Origin of the sequence: Dyadobacter frigoris (genome assembly GCF_005280585.1) — a bacterium.
Taxonomy (GTDB): Bacteria; Bacteroidota; Bacteroidia; order Cytophagales; family Spirosomataceae; genus Dyadobacter; species Dyadobacter frigoris.
In genome coordinates, this window is the sequence record NZ_SZVO01000013.1 from 113,316 (window position 1) to 132,036 (window position 18,721).

Consider the following 18,721-nt stretch of genomic DNA (forward strand, 5'->3'; position numbering starts at 1 on the left):
GTACAATTTCTTATTAGGAAATTTGATCTGGTTTTTGAATCGTTAGGGGATTTCTGAAAGCTGTAATTTTATATACTATCCTAAATTTGGAACGCAATAAAATGTTTATTTCAAAAATGAATCAGTTGTCAACAGCCTGGCTGACCACAACAATGCATAGGGGACTGGGAAATGGTTGAAACCACCCGGGGTGCAGTCTCGTACTGCGGACGTAGTAAAGAATATGTTTTCATAAGTAAACAATTGTTTTGTCCTAATTTGACTGGTGGTAATCAAAGTAAAACTATAAGTCTAGTAATTATATAGACAAAGTAAATTTATATTTTTGGCTTTACCAAATGAATGGTTTAATATTCTTTAGAAGTTTGACAATATTTTTACTTTACCCGGAAATATTACATTAATAATGAAGTTTGTAATAAAGAAGTAGCTTTTAGAAGAGAAATCAGTCAACATTAGGATATTGCTTTTGAAATTGACTGATCTCTTTTTCCATTTCACCAAAATCAGGGATTAAAACTTGGCTCAAATCCTTTTCCTTTGCCAATGATATTCCAATCTTCTACCTTCACGCTTTTGGCCCAGGTTTCATATAGTCCTTTAAGCTCAGCAACTATATCGGAATGATCCTTGATCACGTTGCTGGTTTCTCCCCTATCTGTTTCTATATCATACAATTCCCATTGGTCGCTTCGTACAGAAACAAGTTTCCATTTTCCCTTTCTGACTGCTTTGTTACCGGCTCTTTCCCAGAAAATAGGTTTGGAACGGCTCCATTCTTTGCCATAAATAGCAGGCAAAATACTCTCGCCCGCCAAAGGATGGATTGTGTTTCCCTTATAAGTCTGCGGGTATTTTGCACCTGCAATTTCGTACAACGTTGGAGCGATATCGATCAAATGGGCTGTCCCGTCGATTAAACCTCCCGCAGGAATTTTTGAAGGAAAACGCGCAATAAAAGGACTACTTATTCCACCTTCATATTGGAAACCTTTGAAAGATTTTAGCGGCGTATTTGACGCATAGGCCCAGGTTCTTGTGTAAGAATCATACGAACCAGCTGTACCGACAGGCCCCCAGTTTCTCACTGTTCTTCCGCTAAATCCATGGCCTACATCTTCACCAGCAGCACCATTATCAGAAATGAAAAATATAATGGTATTATCCAGCTGACCGGATTCTTTTAAATGCTCAATCACTTTTCCAATATTCTGATCGAGGTTATCTACCTGAGCCGCATAAACTTCCATTTTCTTTGCCCACAACTTTTGTTCATCATAAGTAAGACTGTTCCAGGCTGGAAGATCGCTGTTCTTCACACTGATCTTCTGCCCTTTACCCAAAATATTTAATTCCTGCTGACGCTTGAAACGAAGAATTCTGAGCGAATCCCAACCAATATCATACTTGCCTTCATACTTTTTAATATCCTTCGGCAAGGCTTGTAAAGGCCAATGCGGCGAGGTAAAAGCAAGGTATAAGAAGAAAGGTTTTTGTTCCCGACGCTGATCTGTCAAAAATCCAATTGCATTTTTGGCTATTTCATCGGTATAATAAAAGTTGTCTTCATCCTCGGGATCAACGACTTTATCATCTTTTACGAAAAAGCTGCGTTGTTTTTTTGGAAGATTTTTGATCACATAATAATCGCTTGCCCCGCCAATATTTCCGTAAAAATGATCAAAACCGCGTTTTCTTGGCCACTGACTGGTACTATCATCGCCCACATGCCATTTGCCTGACAATAAAGTACTGTAACCCGCATCTTTCAACACCTCCGCCAAAGAAACGGTTTGTTTGCTCAAAAATCCCTGGTAAGCCGGTGTACCCAAGTTGATATTGAAATAACCCATACCGGCCGTATGCTGATATTGTCCGCTGAGCAAGGAAGCTCTCGTAGGGGCACAAATGGCGTTATTATAAAATTGCCGGAACCGAATTCCTTCGGCTGCGAGTTTATCCAGATTAGGTGTCTGGATCTCAGACCCATAGCTTCCAATATCAGAAAACCCAAGATCGTCTGCCATGATCAGCACGATGTTGGGTTTTGCAGCGGCAGCTTGTACTTTTGGCTTTTTCTTTTGTGAAAAAGCGGGTGATGTCATTACAAAAACAAGAATTAAAATCTTGATCAATCGGGTGGTCATCATGAAATAATTAATATAGAAATTTACTTTTAATTGGTTTTTACTGAAAAAACTGAGTTCGCCCCGATCTAAACCTAGGCGAACTCAGATATATTAATTTATTGAAAATCAGCCGGCTACTCTGGTTTCCAGTGTAAGCGGCTCACCGATCGTTTCATGTACTTCGTCTCCAACCATCGGTCCATTGGCAGATAGTTCACTGCCTTCTTTTTTAGATTTCAAGATTGGCCAGATAAGCTGCGCGTACCATTCTTCTTCTTTATAATGTTTGATCCCAAAGGAAGTCGGATATTTTCTGGTAATAATTCCGGTTCCGAAAATGATATCCCAAAGGAAAAACATATTACCAAAATTACCTTTGTAATACCCTACTCCATCATCCATTGTATCTGCATGATGCGCCTGATGTGTAGCCGGCGTTGAAATAAATCTTTCCAAAACCCAGCCAACAGGTTGAAGCCATTTGATCGTATAAAAAGGCTTGTCCCAAGGAATACTTGAATGAGCGCCAGTGGTAATCAGCGACTTAATCACTTTTACAAACAAAGCTGCATAACCCAGACCGACATAAGTAAGCGCTACGGTAAGATATGTTTGCGAAAAGAAAATCGTGTATATAATGTTTTGTCTGCCCGCCATAGCCATGCCCATGTACGGAGCACTGTGGTGTGTACGGTGAAAGCGCCATAACCACGGAAGTTGGTGATGCAAACGGTGATACCAATACTGTGTCAAATCGTCAGCAACGGCGATTATAGCAAACGCCCACCAGAATGGAACCCAGGAAAAACTTCCCTTGGCGTCAGGCAAAATTCTTGGTAAAAGTTGAAGACTGTAATAGGCTACAACCGGAGCGATTATAATTTTTGGTAAGACATAGCAGACAATGTCCAGAATACGTTCGTTTTTAGTCCATTTATTTTCATAAAGTCCTGCAACAAGTTCAACCACTCCAATAAGCAGTACGATGAACGATAAACCCCATGAGCTAAGATTTTTAAAAACTCCCTCTACTAAATGAGGCACTTTAAAAGGCAACTCGCTGCTACCCAGCCAAGGCTTGTAATTGGTAAAGTAAAACGCACCAAACATTAATACGATTGGGGCAAGATATAAGCCCACACTGATCAGACCGTCCCGCGTCAGTTTTTGCGCATCCTCTTTTGCGAGTTTCATATGGTTAAAAAATATTTTAGTGAACAGTAAAAAAACTACCTAATAAGGCTATACGCAAACCAGATTCCCCCGGCAATAAGCGCAAATGGAACAACGGTAAGAAAAATCCCAATCATGATCTTTTTAATTAGAAGTACAACGTCAGCAGTAGTCATGAGCATACCTGATTATGATGAATTCCAAAAATACCCCCGGACAGTATGCTATAAATTTGAAAATTGACAACCACCGAAAATTTACTCCTTTACAGCATTACTGACTGGGATATTTCTGGACGTTTAATATAAATGTGGGAACAAACGGATCAGCTACAACAACATGGTTCCGGGAGGAACGGCCGATGATACACCACCCTGTTTGTCGTGGAAGACAAATCTGTTTCTTGCAAAATAATCGCTTTCATAAACGAATAATTTCTGGTTTTTACTTAGGGCACAGGGTGGTTCCAGCCATAAGTCTACAAAATATATAGACAAAGTAAATTTAATGATTCCGAAATTGCAAGTGTTTGGAGAATCTTTTTGAAAAAAAAATCAGATAAAATTTTCAAGGGCATTTCTTACTTAAAATTTTTGAAAGCCGGTTAAGCAAATGTCCCATACCTGCAATATAATTTGCAGACATGGGACATATCTCAATTTTAAAATTAAGATAATCGGTTTCCTTAATGCATTACCAGTTCTGGCTGCATCATTTCTTCTTCTTTTTCCAAAACGACGGTCGGTGGCAAAAGTTTGTACATCACCGGCGTAACCAAACGGGAAAGCAAAGTCGAGCTTATCAGACCACCTATAAGTACCAGTGCAAGAGGCGAATACAAAGCGCTATATTCAATAACAAGCGGGAGTAATCCACCGATTGCCGTCAACGAAGTTAGCAAAATGGGGACAAAACGTACCTCCCCCGCTTCAATGATAGCTTCCTGAATTCCTTTTCCCTGCGCTCTCAACTGATTGGTAAAATCCACGACCAGCAAAGAGTTTTTCACTTCAATCCCCACCAGAGCAATAAATCCGATTGTGGCAGTAAAGGACAATGTCTCGCCCGTCAGGAAAAGCATGACCAAACCTCCCATGATACCAAGCGGAATTACAGACAATACGATCAGTATACTTTTGAAGGTTTTAAATTCCAAAATAAGGACGCCTAAAAATCCGAAAATTGTAATAATGATAATCATTCCCAGACCTCCAAAACTTTCATCCTGACTTTCCTTTTCTCCTGAAACGGTGAAAGTCTGCCCCTTTTCAAACTTGAATTTATTCAGCTGGGAAGTTATGTTTTCATTCAGCTGCTGCACATTATAACCCGGTTTTACAAAAGACGAAACAGTTACATATCTGTCTTTGTCATAATGCCGAATTTGATTTGGCGAACTTTCCAATCCAATCGTTGCTACATTTTTAAGCGGAATATTAGCTCCTGTTGCCGAAGTAACATACAATTTGTCAAACATACTGTAATCCTGGATCGCACCATTTCTGGCGATTGAAACATTGACATTATAATTGTCCGCTTTTCCTACATCTTCCCGATACGTCGCCACATTTAATCCAGCTGCGCCTAATCTCACGGTGCGGTCAATATCAGATGACAACACGCCAAGCGTTCCCGCTTTTTCCTTATTTACACTCACCTTCAAATCCGTTGGCTGAACCAACAACGGATTATTTACGTAAATAGTACCATCTACTTTCGCTAATAATGCGGCAACATTGAAAGCTGTTTTGCGGAGATCATCAAGATTGTCACCATAAATCCGGTAAGCAAGCGGTGCTTCCAAAGGCGGGCCCTGTTCAAAATCTTTTACTTTGATTTCGGCTCCGGGATAACGTTCCAGCTTTTTCCTCAGTCTCTCAATCACTTCCACTTTTTCAGATGTTTCCAGTCCTTCCACCTGAACAAAAATTTCGGCAAAGTTTTCACTTTCATTGCGGGGAATTACATTATAATAGATGCGTGGATTTCCTTTTCCAACATTGGTAGCAAAAGAAGTAATCAATGGTTCCTGTTTCAAAATCGATTCAACGTAACGGGTCACCTGATTTGTCTTTTTCAAATTGGTACCCTGAGGCGTCTCAATATCAACCAAAAACATCGGTTTTTCAGACTTTGGAAATAAACTGTTTCCTATTAAAGGCACCAACGCAATGGAACCGGCGAAGAGCAAAGCTGCCAAAATCAAGGTAAGAAGTGGCATTTTCAAAGCGCGATCCAGTAAACTTCCATACGTTTTGTGAATACCTTTTTTCATCGCTCTCAACAGAAAATTACCATCTGCACTGGCGTGAGGTTTCAAAATGATACTTGACAAAAACGGAACGATGGTAAGCGAAACCAGCATGGACGCGAAAACTGTTGTGATTACCGACAAAGGCAGACTCCGGATAAAATCGCCGGCACCTTCTGGAAGAAATGTCAGTGGTAAAAAAGCAAAGATCAGAAGAATCGTACAGCCCACCACGGCCATACTGATTTGTGTCGAAGCTTTGATAGACGCGTCAATCCGGCTATAACCCATCCGTAAATAACGTTCAATATTTTCAACAACTACAATGCTGTCATCCACCAGAATTCCAAGTGCTACGATCATTCCGACAATACTCAACTGGTTAATATTATAACCAAGTAAGTTCATGATCGTCAACCCGATAGACAAAGAAAGCGGGATCGAAATCATAACAACCAGGGACGCACGGGTTCCCAAAGGCAGCAATGTCAGCAATACCAAAAGAATGGCAATACCGAAATCTCTGGCAAAATGAGACAAGCGGATATCAACACTATTGGCCTGATCAAAAACCTTGATCAGATCAATATTGGATGGCAATTCCTTTTTGAACTGCGCAATCGCAGGTTCTACCTGATCTTTAACGGCAATGATATTTTCACCTTCTTTTTGGCTAAAACTTAAAAAACTGCACCTGAAACCGTTCAAACGGGTTATATGCGTTTCGTCTTCGTAGCCCATTTTGATATCGGCCACATCTTTGAGATATACAATTTTCCCGCCGATGGAAGAAACAACCGTGTTGCTCACTTCGTCCAGTGTTCGGTAATTGCCGCTTGTTTTTATATTGAGTTTTTTAGAAGCCATGGTTATGCTTCCACCCGGAATATTTATATTTTCACTTTGTAAAGCAGCAATAACCTGGTTTTGCGTCAGATTTTGTCTGGCAATTTTTTGAAGATTCAAACTCACTTTAACCTGACGCTCCGGCACTCCCGAAAATTCTACCTTTTTCAATGTTTTGATTTTCTCCATTCGCTCTTTAAAAGCTTTTGAAGACGCTTTCAGCTGCGCGTAAGAAGCATTTTCGCTAATTAAAGCAAACTGATAAATGCTGACATCCGACGGCTCCATTTTATTGATCCGGATTTCGTTTATATCAGCCGGAAGCGAGCTTTTCAAACTATTGACTTCCCTTACCAGTTCCTGATATTTCGTATCAGGATCTGTACTATATTTGTAGATAACCTGCATTACGGCAAGCCCGTCCCTGATATCAGTGATGACATGTTTGATGTCATCCATTTCATTGATTTTCTTTTCCATCGGATCCACCACCAGCTGTTCCATATCCTTTGGACTTGTGCCAGGGTAGATAACTACAACCGTAAACTGCGGAGAATGTGTGTCCGGGTCTTCACTGCGCGGCATCGTAAAAAGCGAATATACACCCAACGCTAAAACTGCGATGAAAACCACCAGCGTAAACTGGTAATTTTTAACGGCAAATTCTGGTAATTTCATAATTTCCTGTTTAAAAGATTATTGAACTATTTTAATTACCGAACCATTTGCCAGATAAGCCGATCCCTCTCTGATAATCTTTTCACCGGCACCTATTCCTGATAAAATAAATGCCTTGCTGCCTTCCAGATAAGCTACTTTAACTGCCTTTTTTGTTGCCACATTTCCATTCGCCACGAAGACAAAAGCACTGTCATTTTCGCCTTCGATCAAAGCATCAAACGGGATAGAAATCATGTCAGTTTTTTCTTTTGGATAAATACTAACCTTTGCAAAAAGTCCGTTTACCAATTTTACATTTTGCTTGTCAACCCGGATTTCAGCCTGGAACAAACCAGAAGCTACATCACTTCCCTGAGCTAGTGTTTTCACACTTCCGGTAAACGTTTGGGAGAATGCATCGAAGGATATTTCGGCTTTTTCATTGCCTTTTAATCGCGTCCAGTCTTTGTCGGTTAACCCGCATTTTATTATCCAATCATCGTTATGGACGCCGCTGATAAATAAAACAGGAGCGCCGCCTTCGATTTGTTCACCAGCATTGACCAGTTTTTTAATAACAACACCATCCGCCGGTGCCACTATACTTGCATGTGAAAGATTGAAGCGGGAAATTTCCATTTGCTTTTCAGTTATAGCCAGGTTTGTCTGACTGTTTTGAAGTTGCTCTTTGGTATTGACACTGTCCCGATACAAATTTTGGGTACGTTGAGCGTCCCGCTTTGCTTTCAGGTAATTCTCTTCTGCAAGGCTCATCTGTGCTGAAATCTCCGTGGTATTTAAAGTCGCCAACAACTGACCTTTGCGTACATGATCTCCTTCTTTTACAAGAATTTGCCTGATAATCCCTCCCACTTTAAAAGACAGTCTTGCCTCGTTTTCAGAAGATAATAGTCCGGAAGTTTCGACTGCCTGAACCTGATTCAAAGAAGCCGAATTTATAATTTTAACGGGAATTGTACTGTCCGTTTTCTCTGTTTTTGTCTTCTCTTTACAAGCGGTCACCAAAAGTGCCGCAGCAAATAATAAAATGACCGGATTTATTTTAAATATCGTTTTCATGTTAATTTTTAGTTAGAAAGTGGATAGCTTGCTTTGGCCCGTTCCAGTTCAACAGCGCGGGTTTGCACGTTCAAATAAGAAATACTTTGCTGCAACTGATCACTGATCAGCCTGTTTTGCGCGTCAAGCAATTCCAGGTATAAAAGTTGCCCTTCACGATATAACTTCCGTTGATCCTGATAATATTGTTCGGATAAGACAGTCTGACTTTTGGAGGCTTCGTAAATTTGCCTGGCAGAACTAAGTTTATTCATTGCCGTTTCTGCCTGCAATTGAAGTTGCTGCTCAACCTGATTTATTTGTTCAACGGTAGACTTGATCTGGAATTCAGCCTGTTGCGCTTTGTAGAAAGTCCGGTTAGCTGCAAATACCTGCCAGGTCAAAGTCACTCCAAAAAGATAATAACGGGTTGTATTATTGAATTTTAAAAAATCACCCTGCGAACCCAAATCCATGAATGTGGAAAGCTTTGGAAGCCGTGCCGATTTGGCGAGTTGCAACGAAAGCGAATTGATATCCTGTAACGTAGCCAGCTTGGTCAACTCTTCCCTCCGGCCTGATACCGACACATCTGTGTCGGTAATAATTTGTTGATTTTGAGGCGCTTCTATTTTAGTATTAAATGGTAAATTCAGTAAAAAATTAAAATAAGCAGCCGCATTAACCGATTGATATTTGGCATCTTCTAACTTTGCCTTCAAACCAATCAACTCATTCTCTGCCCGACTTACCGCAGTTCTAATCGCTTTGTCATTTTTTACCAGCGTCTGATTATAGCGAAGGTTTTCCTGTGCAAGAATTGTTGCATTTTCCAGAATTCGGATCGATTCCAGTGTTTGAAGATAAGCATAGTATCCTAACTGAATATCTTTGACCAACTCCCGCTTGTATACGTCAATCTCAGCTTGCTGATAATTGATTTCTTCCTTCCTGATCCGACTGTTATAAATTATTTCAGCATCAAAAATCGGAATGGAAGTTCTGAATTTTGCGTCGTAATAATTATTTGGATTAAAAGTTTGGCTGATGTTTTTGACTTCCGGAAAGGCCGAAGAATTTGTTAGCTGGTTTAGAGAATTATAAACCGGATTCAATAAATCACCAATAGGAAGGTTGATCTTACGTCCACCTCTGGAATCCAGATAGTTACCACTAAAATTAACTTCCGGAAGGAAAAATGTTTTAGCCTCTTTCAAAGCAAACATACTCTTCTGCAACAGGAACTTCTGTTGTTTCAGTCCCTGATTATTTTCCAAACCTTGTTTGATATAAGATTGCAGCACAGTTTCCTGAGCCTTGGAAGGCCTGGGCAACCCAGTAATAAGCAGAATAATCAGGAAAAACCTCCATGAATTTTGAAGATTGGTTATCATATAAATATAGATTATTTTAAGTACAGTGTTAAGTTCCGAGAAAAAAATTATAAAAATTCATACAAAACGGATGCGCACATTTGTTCTCTTCAAAAATAAAATAATTATCAATAACTAATAATAATTTTATTTACAGTGTTAATATTTGATTCAAAAAAGAGATAAATAGCAAGTATTTATCCACTCAACAAATGTACAGTAAATATTTTATTTACAGTGTTATTTTTCCAAAATTTATTTTAGCCTTTCCAGAAATGCCATAAAGGTTTCATAAATATATTCCGGTCTTGATTTCTCCGGATCAACTTCGTAGTCATCTTCAAATTTTACACAATCCAACCGCATATGCATATGTAAAGTACACATTCCGTGCAAAGTTGACCAAACGATCAAAGAAACATTATGTGGCAATAAATCTTTGAAATAACCTTCATTTTGACATTCTATCACAGTTTCATAAAGAACATTATAAGTTCGCGAACCTTCTTCCCAGTCATCTCTATTGTGTTTTTGCACATGAAGAATTGGCCCCTGGCGGACGAACATCAACTCGTAGAAATCAGGATTTTCTTCTGCAAATTGAAGATAAATTCGCCCCATCGTTTTCAGACGTTCGTAGGGATGTTCAACATTTGATATGATTCGGAACTGTTGCGCAAGCAGTTTGAAACCTTCCTGATGCAAGGCATAAACGATATCATTTTTGTCTTTGTAATACAAATACAACGTCGTTGGACTAAATTCCACCCTTTCGGCAATATTCCTCATGGAAGTTGCTTCAAAGCCTTTTTCCAGAAAAAGAACCTTTGCCGCTTCGAGAATTCTCTTTTTCAAATCTTCTTTTTCCCGCAGTTTCCTATCTGATATCGCCATAGTTATTTTTTCGCAAATATACTTAACACTGTTAATAAATCAAAATCTACCTGATTACTCCAAACCTTTGTCCTGGTACGATTCAAAAAAAATCTAAAAATTAATAATAATGGTAGCCCTATTAATTTAACGGTCGGTATTAAGCTATGAATTTCATTTACATTTGATTGCCTCATAAACAATCGATACAACTACAATCATGAAACTTAGTTTTTGTCTGTTATTTCTTGTACTTAACGCTCAGCTTTATGCCCAGTCTCAAAAGGCAGATAGTCTTCAAAACTTACTTCAGAAATCGAAAGATGATACCAACAAAGTTGGTATTCTGGTAGACCTGGCCACGGATTTATGGTCTTCCAATCCTGAAAAAACCATGGAATATGCTCAGAAAGCTATGGAACTGTCGAAACAGCTTAAATATTTTCGCGGAGAAGCCAGAAGCCATCAGGTCTATGGGGTGTACTATTGGCAGAAAAACGATTATGTAACAGCGCTTGCAAATTATTCTAAAAGCAAACAGATTTTTGAAAATATTAAGGACAAAAACGGAATCGCCCGTGCCATTTGTAATATGGGAATTGTCTATGGTGAGCAGGGAAATTACAGTCAGGCACTGGATAATTATCTTCAGGCATCTACAATTTTCCAGGAATTAGGTGACCAAAGCAAAATTGCTTCTACTTTGAACAGTATAGGGAATGTTTATAAAAACCAGAAAAATTTCGAGGAAGCATTAATATCCTATAAACAGGCCCAGACGATCTGGCTTAAACTTGATGATAAAAAGTCGATCGCAGGAACCTACATTAATATAGGTTCGATTTATACCAAACAAAAGAAATTCGGGGAAGCGATCATAAGCGCAGAAAAGGCATTGAAATTATTTGAAGGTTTTCAGGATAGCAATGGACAGATTATTTGTCATAACAACCTGGGAGAAATTTATTTCCAGAAACAGCAATATGCCGAAGCACTTTCACACTATGAAAAAGCGTTGGCAATCAACGAAAAATTTCAAAGCAAACGGCTCATGGTTACCTCTTATAACGGCTTGGGAAATGTCAATACTAAAATAAATCAAAGTTCAAAAGCCATATCCAGTTATCAGAAAGCGAAAGAATTGGCTCTGGCAACGGGTGTAAGACCGGCTTTGCAGCAAGCGTATGAGGGTTTGGCTACGGTTTATGGCCAGGTAAATGATTTCCCAAATGCTTATCATTTCCAGAAACTTTCCACAACATTAAAGGATTCAATATTCAATGCAGAAAATGCGAGCAAGATGACAAATCTTAGGCTTCATTATGAAAGCGAGAAAAAATTAAGTGAAATAAAATTGATCCAGAAAGAGAAAGATCTGGGGTATGCAACACGAAACACGATTGCCCTCGGACTTCTGGCCGGCCTTTTAGTACTTGGACTTGCCTTCAATCGCCAAAGACTAAAAGTTCGCAAAAACCGGGAATTAAATGCCATTCAACAGGCATTGGCGGAAACTGAAATACATAATAGTCTTGAAAAAGAACAACAATTAAGGGCTGAACTGGAATTCCGAAATAAGGCTTTAACAACACACACGCTCAACCTGATTCAAAAAAACAGTATCCTGGAAGAGATCAGGCAAACGGTTTCGCTGGCGCTCAAAACGGGTCAAAGAGATGAAAACACGCCGCTATTCAGCAGATTAATTAATCTGATCGATTACAGCTTCAACCTTGACCGGGACTGGGATGAATTTAAAATGTACTTTGAAGGTGTCCATAAAGATTTCTTTTCCAAACTAAAAAAAGAAAAACCGGAATTGAGTGGCGGCGAACTTCGCCTATGCGCGCTGATCCGTTTAAACCTCAACCTTAAAGAAGCTGCTACGCTTTTAAATATTTCACCGGATAGCGTAAAAACCGCCCGTCACCGTCTCCGTAAAAAACTAAATTTGCCCGAAGAAAGCAATCTTACGGATTATCTCATGACGGTTTAAAATTGCCAAAAAACACTCAAATTGAATAGAAACATCCTTTTTTCTTAATGGAGAAAGGATGTTTACTTTTTGTATACCCTACATTTTCTCCTGTCCACCTCTTGTATACCTTCTAAAATAGGAAGCGAGGTCTCTCCCGCCCTATGTTTGTGTCGTCTTACGGCAATGCTCTGTCAGATAGCATAATTCTACCAATTTAAATTAGCCATGAAAACTTATCCTTTCCTATTATTATCAATTTTCATCAACCAGGTGCTTATGCATTATTTCAATTAGGGACATAACGGTTCTTACTTTTACTTATCAGCGTTTAGTGCCAAGCGTTTTTCTTTTCAACAAACTAAAAATCTTTTATCATAACAAAATTCAATATGACTGATTCAAAAATCCTTATCATCAAAAATTCCTGGTTTCACATCATTAACAATACTGAAAACGCGGGTGAATACTTTTATCAGGTATTATTCCAACTCGATCCAAGCTTAAAACCAATGTTCAAGACCAACACAGAAGAACAGTCTAAAAAACTGGTAATGATGTTGTCTTATGTGATTTCCAAATTAAATGTTTTAGATCAAATTATGCCTCAGATTGAAGGTCTGGCTCAACGCCATACAAAGTATGGAGTAAGTCCGGATCACTATCAGATTGTTGGCCAGGCACTGATACAAATGCTTGAATATAAGTTAGAAAAGCACTGGAACGAAGAAATAAAGGCTGCGTGGCTGGAAGTTTACACGATCCTTTCAGGAGCCATGATCCAGTCCACTTCGGAAGTTTATAATGTATAATTTCAATTTAACCAGCTGTTATTTACTTAATCCATTTGACTATGACTGACCGTAATATCCTCATTATCAAAACTTCATGGAGTTATGTTTTGTCGCAACCGGAAAATCCCGGACATGTGTTTTACGACAAGCTTTTTGAAATGGCTCCCTGCCTGAAACACATGTTTAAATCCGATATGGAGCAGCAAATGGTAAAGCTGACGGACATGATTACTTTCATGGTCACGCATTTGCAAAACATGTCTGAAATAAGATCCGAAATTGATGCACTGGCACGCCGACATGCACATTACGGAGCAAAACCTGAACATTACAAAACCGTCGGGGATGCCTTGATTCAGACGATGGCGATTAGTTCCGGTGTGTTATGGAACGATGAAACCAAACAGTCATGGGCAGAATTATATAATATCTGGGCAACAGAAATGATCCGGGTTTCTAATGAAGAACAGCTGAAATGAGTGCAAAAAAATTTAGAAAAAACGTGTTTAAAGTAAATAAAAGCACTTTTTGATAAAAAAATCCGTCTTGTATACCTTTTGTACACCTCATTTTCTGTCGAATCAACCTTTTGTATACTGTCAAAAATTGTTACCGGCTGATTTCCGGCCTACGTTTGCAGTGTTACTACAACACAAACTATAATGAATAAAATGCAAAACAATTTCACTCAAAAGACAACTATTAGTTATGAAAAATTCATTTAAAAAGTCTATGAAAAATATCATCAATTCCGGATGACGGTTGCATGTTACTTTTTCCTGCATAACCAATTCCGAGATCAAATTATTTAATTATTCTAAACCCAGAGTCAGTTTAAAACCAAAACTGACGGACTGCAAAAGCAACGTTAAAAATGACTATCGACTTTAACAACATCACAGAAGACGTTATTCCGATGAACCAGTTCCGGTTGAAACACCGCTTTACAAATGATAACTACGAAAAATTACCTGATTTTCACTTTAAACAATTAAAACCACTGGGTAAAAAAGGTTCTCATTTTTTATGGAATTACACACTTGAATCCGATCTGCATGGTAATGCGCCATTTAGAAAAAACTTCTTCACAACAATCGAAAAGGCAAAGATTTCGGAAGGAAGGGAAACAGAAATAAAATTATGGCTTTTCCAGCGTGGCATTCCTTTTGAAAAACCGGTTTTCCTGTCGTGGCAGCCAACCGAGGCGATGATAGTCCCATGGAAGCTGCTGATAAAATATTTTGATCATTTCCACAATTGTACTTGCGGTGATTTGACTGTAATGGACCAAAGCCTGAATTGGGCGCTGCTTTTCCATCACCGTGATGAGATATACTTCGGTTCTAATTCAGAAGTGAAAGTCATAGAATTGAATCAGGAATTCTTAATCGCATGAAAACCCAAAAATTACTTTCGATTAAACTTTTAATACTCATGTCTGTATTAACTGCATTGAATAGCCTGCTGGGCTGCAAAACCGGTGAAGGAAAAGCAAAAGTTCGTAACTACCTCGGGAAATTTTGAAATTAATTGTCTGGTGGAAGAAAGTTTATCATGGGCATGGTTCACAAACGGAGGAAGTCCCGGTGGTAAAATAGCTTCTTCTTATTTCAGCATAAGAAATAATGGAAAACCCGTATCAATTAATGGCGATAAAGGCAGCAGCTATTTTTGGCAAGCCTGGTTTTTGAAAGATGCGCCTAAGACAACAATTCTGGCAGGATCACAAAGCATGTATCTGATTACAGAAGAAAACGGTAAATCGAAAATAGTGCCGGTAAACGAGCAGGATAATAATTTTGGCAAGATCCAGTGGCTGGACAGCGAAAACGGACAGCCGGGAAAACAGCGGGAAATTTATAATGCAGATGCTTCAAACACTCCAGGATATCTATCCGGCGGACAATTTTTGTTTATCAATACCAAGGTTGTGCTGGATATTCAGACTTTGAAATCCTATCAGACAGATGTCAATTCATCAGAACTGGTAACACAGCTTGATGATTATAATCCATTCGATTCACGGGCGGTGGCAATGTCGCCCGACAAATCACAGCTTGTGCTCATTGGTACACGCAGAAATCCTGTGAGCCATTTATCGCAATACGCTTTAATAACCATAGATTTCGTGAAAAACAAAGCATATGCCGTTCCGTTTGATAGGACCGAAACGCGTTTTTCCACCATTTGGGATGCTTCTTCCGAATGGGTTAATACTTACTTTCATTGGATAACCAACGCTAATGGAAGTGAGATTTTACAAAAACGTTGGTTGGAACTATCGCCGTATTGGATTGGTCGATGGACGATTTATCCGCCAGATAATATTATTCAAAACTATCAACTCGTTCCTGTCAGGAAAGATATCGTAAAATCTTTAGTCGATTTTGTCAAATTAAAATATCCGCCTGTTGAAATAGAAACCAGGGAACAAAGTCCACAGACGATTAATTATCTGACCATTAATAAGAGCAGACTTGGACTTTATTTCAACTCAGCCAATCAAACGCTCTCACTCGAATCTGAAAACAAAGAACTGTTGAAGGAAATAGGAGAGAAATTTGATCATGAACTGAGAAAAGGCCGGTTTCAAAATGATTTTGGGAAGTTCGAAGTTGACTGAATTTCCAAATTCTATTCTCATTTAAATTGATTTTCAAAATAATTTAAACAGAAGAAATTATGCACGATTCATTACTACGTATTGACCGCGAAGAAGGAGTTTTCTTCATATTGATTTTTGTAATTATTCTATGGATCTTATCCTGTGTCAGATCGAGAATTCGCAAATTTTCTGGGAATGAAAATTCAACAGCAAGCGACTTCACAGAAACTTTCAATATCCGAAAATCTGTCGAAAATTTTAACACTTCATTTCAAACAAAAAAGCACTTATCTGAATAAGACAAGTGCTGAATTTTAAGAGCCTCCAGTCGGGATCGAACCAACGACCTACTGATTACAAGTCAGTTGCTCTACCAGCTGAGCTATGGAGGCCTCTTTCTTTTATGATGTCGTTTGTTATTCCGTTATCATGGTGCAAAAGTAGAAGAATAGAGTATATAACGCAAGTTTTGGGGTATTTATTTTTAATCTTTTTTTCTATTCCCCTTATAACAACTGAAATATAAGGAGTTGCCTTTTACATATTTTTTTCAATTCCTATTTCATACCTCTTCCAAGTTAAAGAATTCTCTTTCTCATCTACAAATTGGAGAGCGCGTTAAAGTAAATCGCTATTTTAATGATCTTGTTAAACGTTGCAGAACCAGGAAACCCAGAATCCAAATTCCCGGAGGCCGATCTTCACAGCTTAAGAAACTCGACAAGAGATTTCAAAAGTAAATTCTTTGTATTACGATTTTACTAATTTTGCAGATCCACAAAATCACTAAAATTGTAATAAACCATTGTATAACAAAAAAAGCACTTAACAAATAAATGTTGAGTGCTTGATTTTAAGAGCCTCCTGTCGGGATCGAACCAACGACCTACTGATTACAAGTCAGTTGCTCTACCAGCTGAGCTAAGGAGGCCTCTTTTACAATGCGACACCGTTTGTTATTCCGTTATCGTGGTGCAAAAGTATAATAAATTTTAATACTGCATACACTTTAAGGCAATTATTTTTAACTTTTTTTCGCCTTTTTAGATAGCTTCCTGAATTATAGACAGTTGGTGTTTCAGCTCTTCAAGCTGCGCTTGTGCACTACTGATCTTTCTTTCAAATTCTGCTTTCAAGCGATCCGAAGTTTTTGACTTCGCGAAGAATTCGATATTATTCTGCCATAAAGAAATATCGTTTTCCAGTTGGGAAACCCGGCGTTTGATATCGTTTTCTTTACGGAACAATCCACGACTGCTTTCACCATCACGTACCAGTTCAACTTCGCTTTCCAATACAGCCTGCTCTTTTTCCTTGCTTGACAATTTACCAATTGCACTTACATAGGTATTTACAGCCGCTATATAACGTTTTTGCGTCGTCTGCATATCCTTTTTCGGAACGAAACCGATTGAAGTCCATTCGCTCTTGAAAGCGCTGAGCAAATCCAGAGATGATTCATCCTTGTTAGCAGCAGCAATTTCAATACGTTCGATCAAATCAATTTTACGACGCAGGTTTTCTTCAAACTCAGCTTCCACTTCCTTGTTTTTCGATCGTTTCTGATCAAAATATGAGTCACAAGCTTTCTTGAAACGATCGTAAATCGTGTCTTTATATTTTTCAGGAACCTGCCCTACCGCTTTCCATTTCTTTTGCAGCTCAATAACCTTCTGCGTATTCGCGGCCGTGTCTTCTCCCGTTGCCAGAATCGCTTCTGCATCAGTACAAAGCTGGTTTTTCAATTCCAGGTTTTGCTCACGTTTCGATTCAAGCTGACGGAAGAATTCGCCTTTGTTATGGAAGAAAGTTTTTAGCGTAGCCCAGAATTTTTTGCTAAGCTCCTTCCCTTCTTCACGCGGCATAATACCTTTCAAAGCCACCCATTGATCCTGGAATGCCATAACCTCTTTGGTTTTTGCATTCCATTCTTTTATACTTCCCGAATTATAGGTTGTAAAAGGAACAATGGCTTCGTAAATTTTCAGCTTCTGATCATAATTTTCCTGCATGGATTTTTTCTGCTCAGCAAACTGTCCGCGTTGTGCATCATACAACTGATCCAAAGCCACTTTAAAGCGCTGCCAAAGTTTTTCCTGATCTTCTTTTGGTGCAGGCCCAAGGTGTTTGTATTCTTCAAAGATATGGTTTGCCTCAGCCAGAATTTCTTTCGTCATCGGACGGGATTCCAGAGATTTCGCCAGATCTTCAACCTTTTTACACAATTCACTTTTCAGCTCCGCATTACGGCGGCGATCCAGTTCTTTAAGTTCAAAATAAATATTCCTGTTACTGAAATAACGGTCGATCAACGCATTGTAAGTTGCCCAAAGCGTACCATTATGCGGAGACGCAATGTTGCCGGCAGATTTCCATTCTTCCTGGATTTTCTTGAATTCTTCCCAGCTGGATTTCATTCCCGAAGGATCGGTTTCCCGCGTTCCCTCTTCTTCCAAAAGCGTACGAAGGCGTTGCAAAAGGGAAGTTTTTACATTGAAATTTTTCTCCTTTTCCTTCTCAACACTTTGGTAATAAGTATTTTTCAATCCTCTTATTTCGCGGCTAAGGGAATCTATCTTTTGCGTTTCCGCATCATATTTAAATTCGAATCCATCTTCGCTACCCGAATCTGCCACAAAAACTTTAAGCGCAGTTTCTCTGTCGGATTGCTTGATATGATCTAAAACAGGACGGATTTCACGAGCCAAAGCCTCTGCCTTTTTAAGAGACGTCGGTTTCACTCCTTCGCTATTAATCAAGGATAACTCGTTTTCCAACAAATTAACAAGTTGTTCCTTAGATAATTGGCTATAATCTACATCTGGCGCTTCTTCTTCCAGTTCTTCCGTCAATTCATTGTTAAGATCAATTTCCAGGGTATCAATCGTTTTTTGTGTCAGGTCTTCCTGCGCATTGCTTTCGACCCCTTCGTGTTGTTCTTGTGCCATCGTGATTAATGTTTCGTAAGTACGTCCTCTTATAG

The 18,721-nt window shown here is 39.0% G+C and carries 12 protein-coding genes and 2 tRNA genes; 5 read left to right on the plus strand and 9 right to left on the minus strand.

The window, feature by feature from the left end; genetic code table 11:
- Nucleotides 1-506: 506 nt before the first annotated feature.
- The 6 genes from FDK13_RS24955 to FDK13_RS24980 form a co-directional block, all read right to left on the minus strand.
- On the minus strand, nucleotides 507-2,150 hold the full coding sequence (locus tag FDK13_RS24955; RefSeq protein WP_220417420.1) for an arylsulfatase: 1,644 nt from the start codon (nucleotides 2,148-2,150) through the stop codon (nucleotides 507-509).
- 105 nt (nucleotides 2,151-2,255) lie between these two features.
- The gene (locus tag FDK13_RS24960) at nucleotides 2,256-3,323 is read right to left on the minus strand and encodes a sterol desaturase family protein (protein ID WP_137342743.1); all 1,068 of its coding nucleotides are present in this window, start codon (nucleotides 3,321-3,323) and stop codon (nucleotides 2,256-2,258) included.
- Between the two features lie 664 nt (nucleotides 3,324-3,987).
- Complete coding sequence (locus FDK13_RS24965) at nucleotides 3,988-7,077, minus strand: efflux RND transporter permease subunit (RefSeq protein ID WP_137342744.1); 3,090 nt, start codon at nucleotides 7,075-7,077, stop codon at nucleotides 3,988-3,990.
- A gap of 18 nt (nucleotides 7,078-7,095) precedes the next feature.
- Nucleotides 7,096-8,139: an efflux RND transporter periplasmic adaptor subunit gene (locus FDK13_RS24970; RefSeq protein ID WP_137342745.1), complete on the minus strand. Its 1,044-nt coding sequence runs from the start codon at nucleotides 8,137-8,139 to the stop codon at nucleotides 7,096-7,098.
- Nucleotides 8,140-8,147: 8 nt separating this feature from the next.
- Nucleotides 8,148-9,512, minus strand: a complete 1,365-nt coding sequence (locus FDK13_RS24975) for a TolC family protein (RefSeq protein ID WP_137342746.1) — start codon at nucleotides 9,510-9,512, stop codon at nucleotides 8,148-8,150.
- 234 nt (nucleotides 9,513-9,746) lie between these two features.
- Nucleotides 9,747-10,385: a TetR/AcrR family transcriptional regulator gene (locus FDK13_RS24980; RefSeq protein ID WP_137342747.1), complete on the minus strand. Its 639-nt coding sequence runs from the start codon at nucleotides 10,383-10,385 to the stop codon at nucleotides 9,747-9,749.
- A gap of 199 nt (nucleotides 10,386-10,584) precedes the next feature.
- Here FDK13_RS24980 and FDK13_RS24985 point away from each other — a divergent pair, with 199 nt between their 5' ends.
- From FDK13_RS24985 to FDK13_RS25005, 5 genes are all read left to right on the plus strand, one after another.
- Nucleotides 10,585-12,360: a tetratricopeptide repeat protein gene (locus FDK13_RS24985; RefSeq protein ID WP_137342748.1), complete on the plus strand. Its 1,776-nt coding sequence runs from the start codon at nucleotides 10,585-10,587 to the stop codon at nucleotides 12,358-12,360.
- 371 nt (nucleotides 12,361-12,731) lie between these two features.
- Entirely contained in the window at nucleotides 12,732-13,151 is a 420-nt protein-coding gene (locus tag FDK13_RS24990) for a globin domain-containing protein (RefSeq protein WP_137342749.1), read from the plus strand.
- 41 nt (nucleotides 13,152-13,192) lie between these two features.
- Nucleotides 13,193-13,612 (plus strand): globin domain-containing protein, encoded by a 420-nt coding sequence (locus tag FDK13_RS24995; RefSeq protein WP_137342750.1) that lies wholly within the window; start codon nucleotides 13,193-13,195, stop codon nucleotides 13,610-13,612.
- A 395-nt stretch (nucleotides 13,613-14,007) separates the two neighbouring features.
- Nucleotides 14,008-14,529 (plus strand): hypothetical protein, encoded by a 522-nt coding sequence (locus tag FDK13_RS25000; protein ID WP_137342751.1) that lies wholly within the window; start codon nucleotides 14,008-14,010, stop codon nucleotides 14,527-14,529.
- Between the two features lie 141 nt (nucleotides 14,530-14,670).
- Nucleotides 14,671-15,756, plus strand: coding sequence for a hypothetical protein (locus tag FDK13_RS25005; protein WP_137342752.1), 1,086 nt, complete (start codon nucleotides 14,671-14,673; stop codon nucleotides 15,754-15,756).
- 301 nt (nucleotides 15,757-16,057) lie between these two features.
- On the opposite strand, the gene FDK13_RS25010 is transcribed toward FDK13_RS25005, so the two are convergent.
- The 3 genes from FDK13_RS25010 to FDK13_RS25020 form a co-directional block, all read right to left on the minus strand.
- Nucleotides 16,058-16,130 (minus strand) — tRNA-Thr (locus tag FDK13_RS25010).
- A gap of 466 nt (nucleotides 16,131-16,596) precedes the next feature.
- Nucleotides 16,597-16,669 (minus strand) — tRNA-Thr (locus tag FDK13_RS25015).
- Between the two features lie 112 nt (nucleotides 16,670-16,781).
- A complete protein-coding gene (locus FDK13_RS25020; protein ID WP_137342753.1) occupies nucleotides 16,782-18,686 on the minus strand; it encodes a DUF349 domain-containing protein in 1,905 nt (634 codons plus the stop codon).
- Nucleotides 18,687-18,721: the final 35 nt, after the last annotated feature.

Coding starts and splice junctions, on each gene's coding strand:
- FDK13_RS24955 (WP_220417420.1), bottom strand. CDS start 2,150: ATGATGACCACCCGATTGATCAAGATTTTAATTCTTGTTTTTGTAATG.
- FDK13_RS24960 (WP_137342743.1), bottom strand. CDS start 3,323: ATGAAACTCGCAAAAGAGGATGCGCAAAAACTGACGCGGGACGGTCTG.
- FDK13_RS24965 (WP_137342744.1), bottom strand. CDS start 7,077: ATGAAATTACCAGAATTTGCCGTTAAAAATTACCAGTTTACGCTGGTG.
- FDK13_RS24970 (WP_137342745.1), bottom strand. CDS start 8,139: ATGAAAACGATATTTAAAATAAATCCGGTCATTTTATTATTTGCTGCG.
- FDK13_RS24975 (WP_137342746.1), bottom strand. CDS start 9,512: ATGATAACCAATCTTCAAAATTCATGGAGGTTTTTCCTGATTATTCTG.
- FDK13_RS24980 (WP_137342747.1), bottom strand. CDS start 10,385: ATGGCGATATCAGATAGGAAACTGCGGGAAAAAGAAGATTTGAAAAAG.
- FDK13_RS24985 (WP_137342748.1), top strand. CDS start 10,585: ATGAAACTTAGTTTTTGTCTGTTATTTCTTGTACTTAACGCTCAGCTT.
- FDK13_RS24990 (WP_137342749.1), top strand. CDS start 12,732: ATGACTGATTCAAAAATCCTTATCATCAAAAATTCCTGGTTTCACATC.
- FDK13_RS24995 (WP_137342750.1), top strand. CDS start 13,193: ATGACTGACCGTAATATCCTCATTATCAAAACTTCATGGAGTTATGTT.
- FDK13_RS25000 (WP_137342751.1), top strand. CDS start 14,008: ATGACTATCGACTTTAACAACATCACAGAAGACGTTATTCCGATGAAC.
- FDK13_RS25020 (WP_137342753.1), bottom strand. CDS start 18,686: ATGGCACAAGAACAACACGAAGGGGTCGAAAGCAATGCGCAGGAAGAC.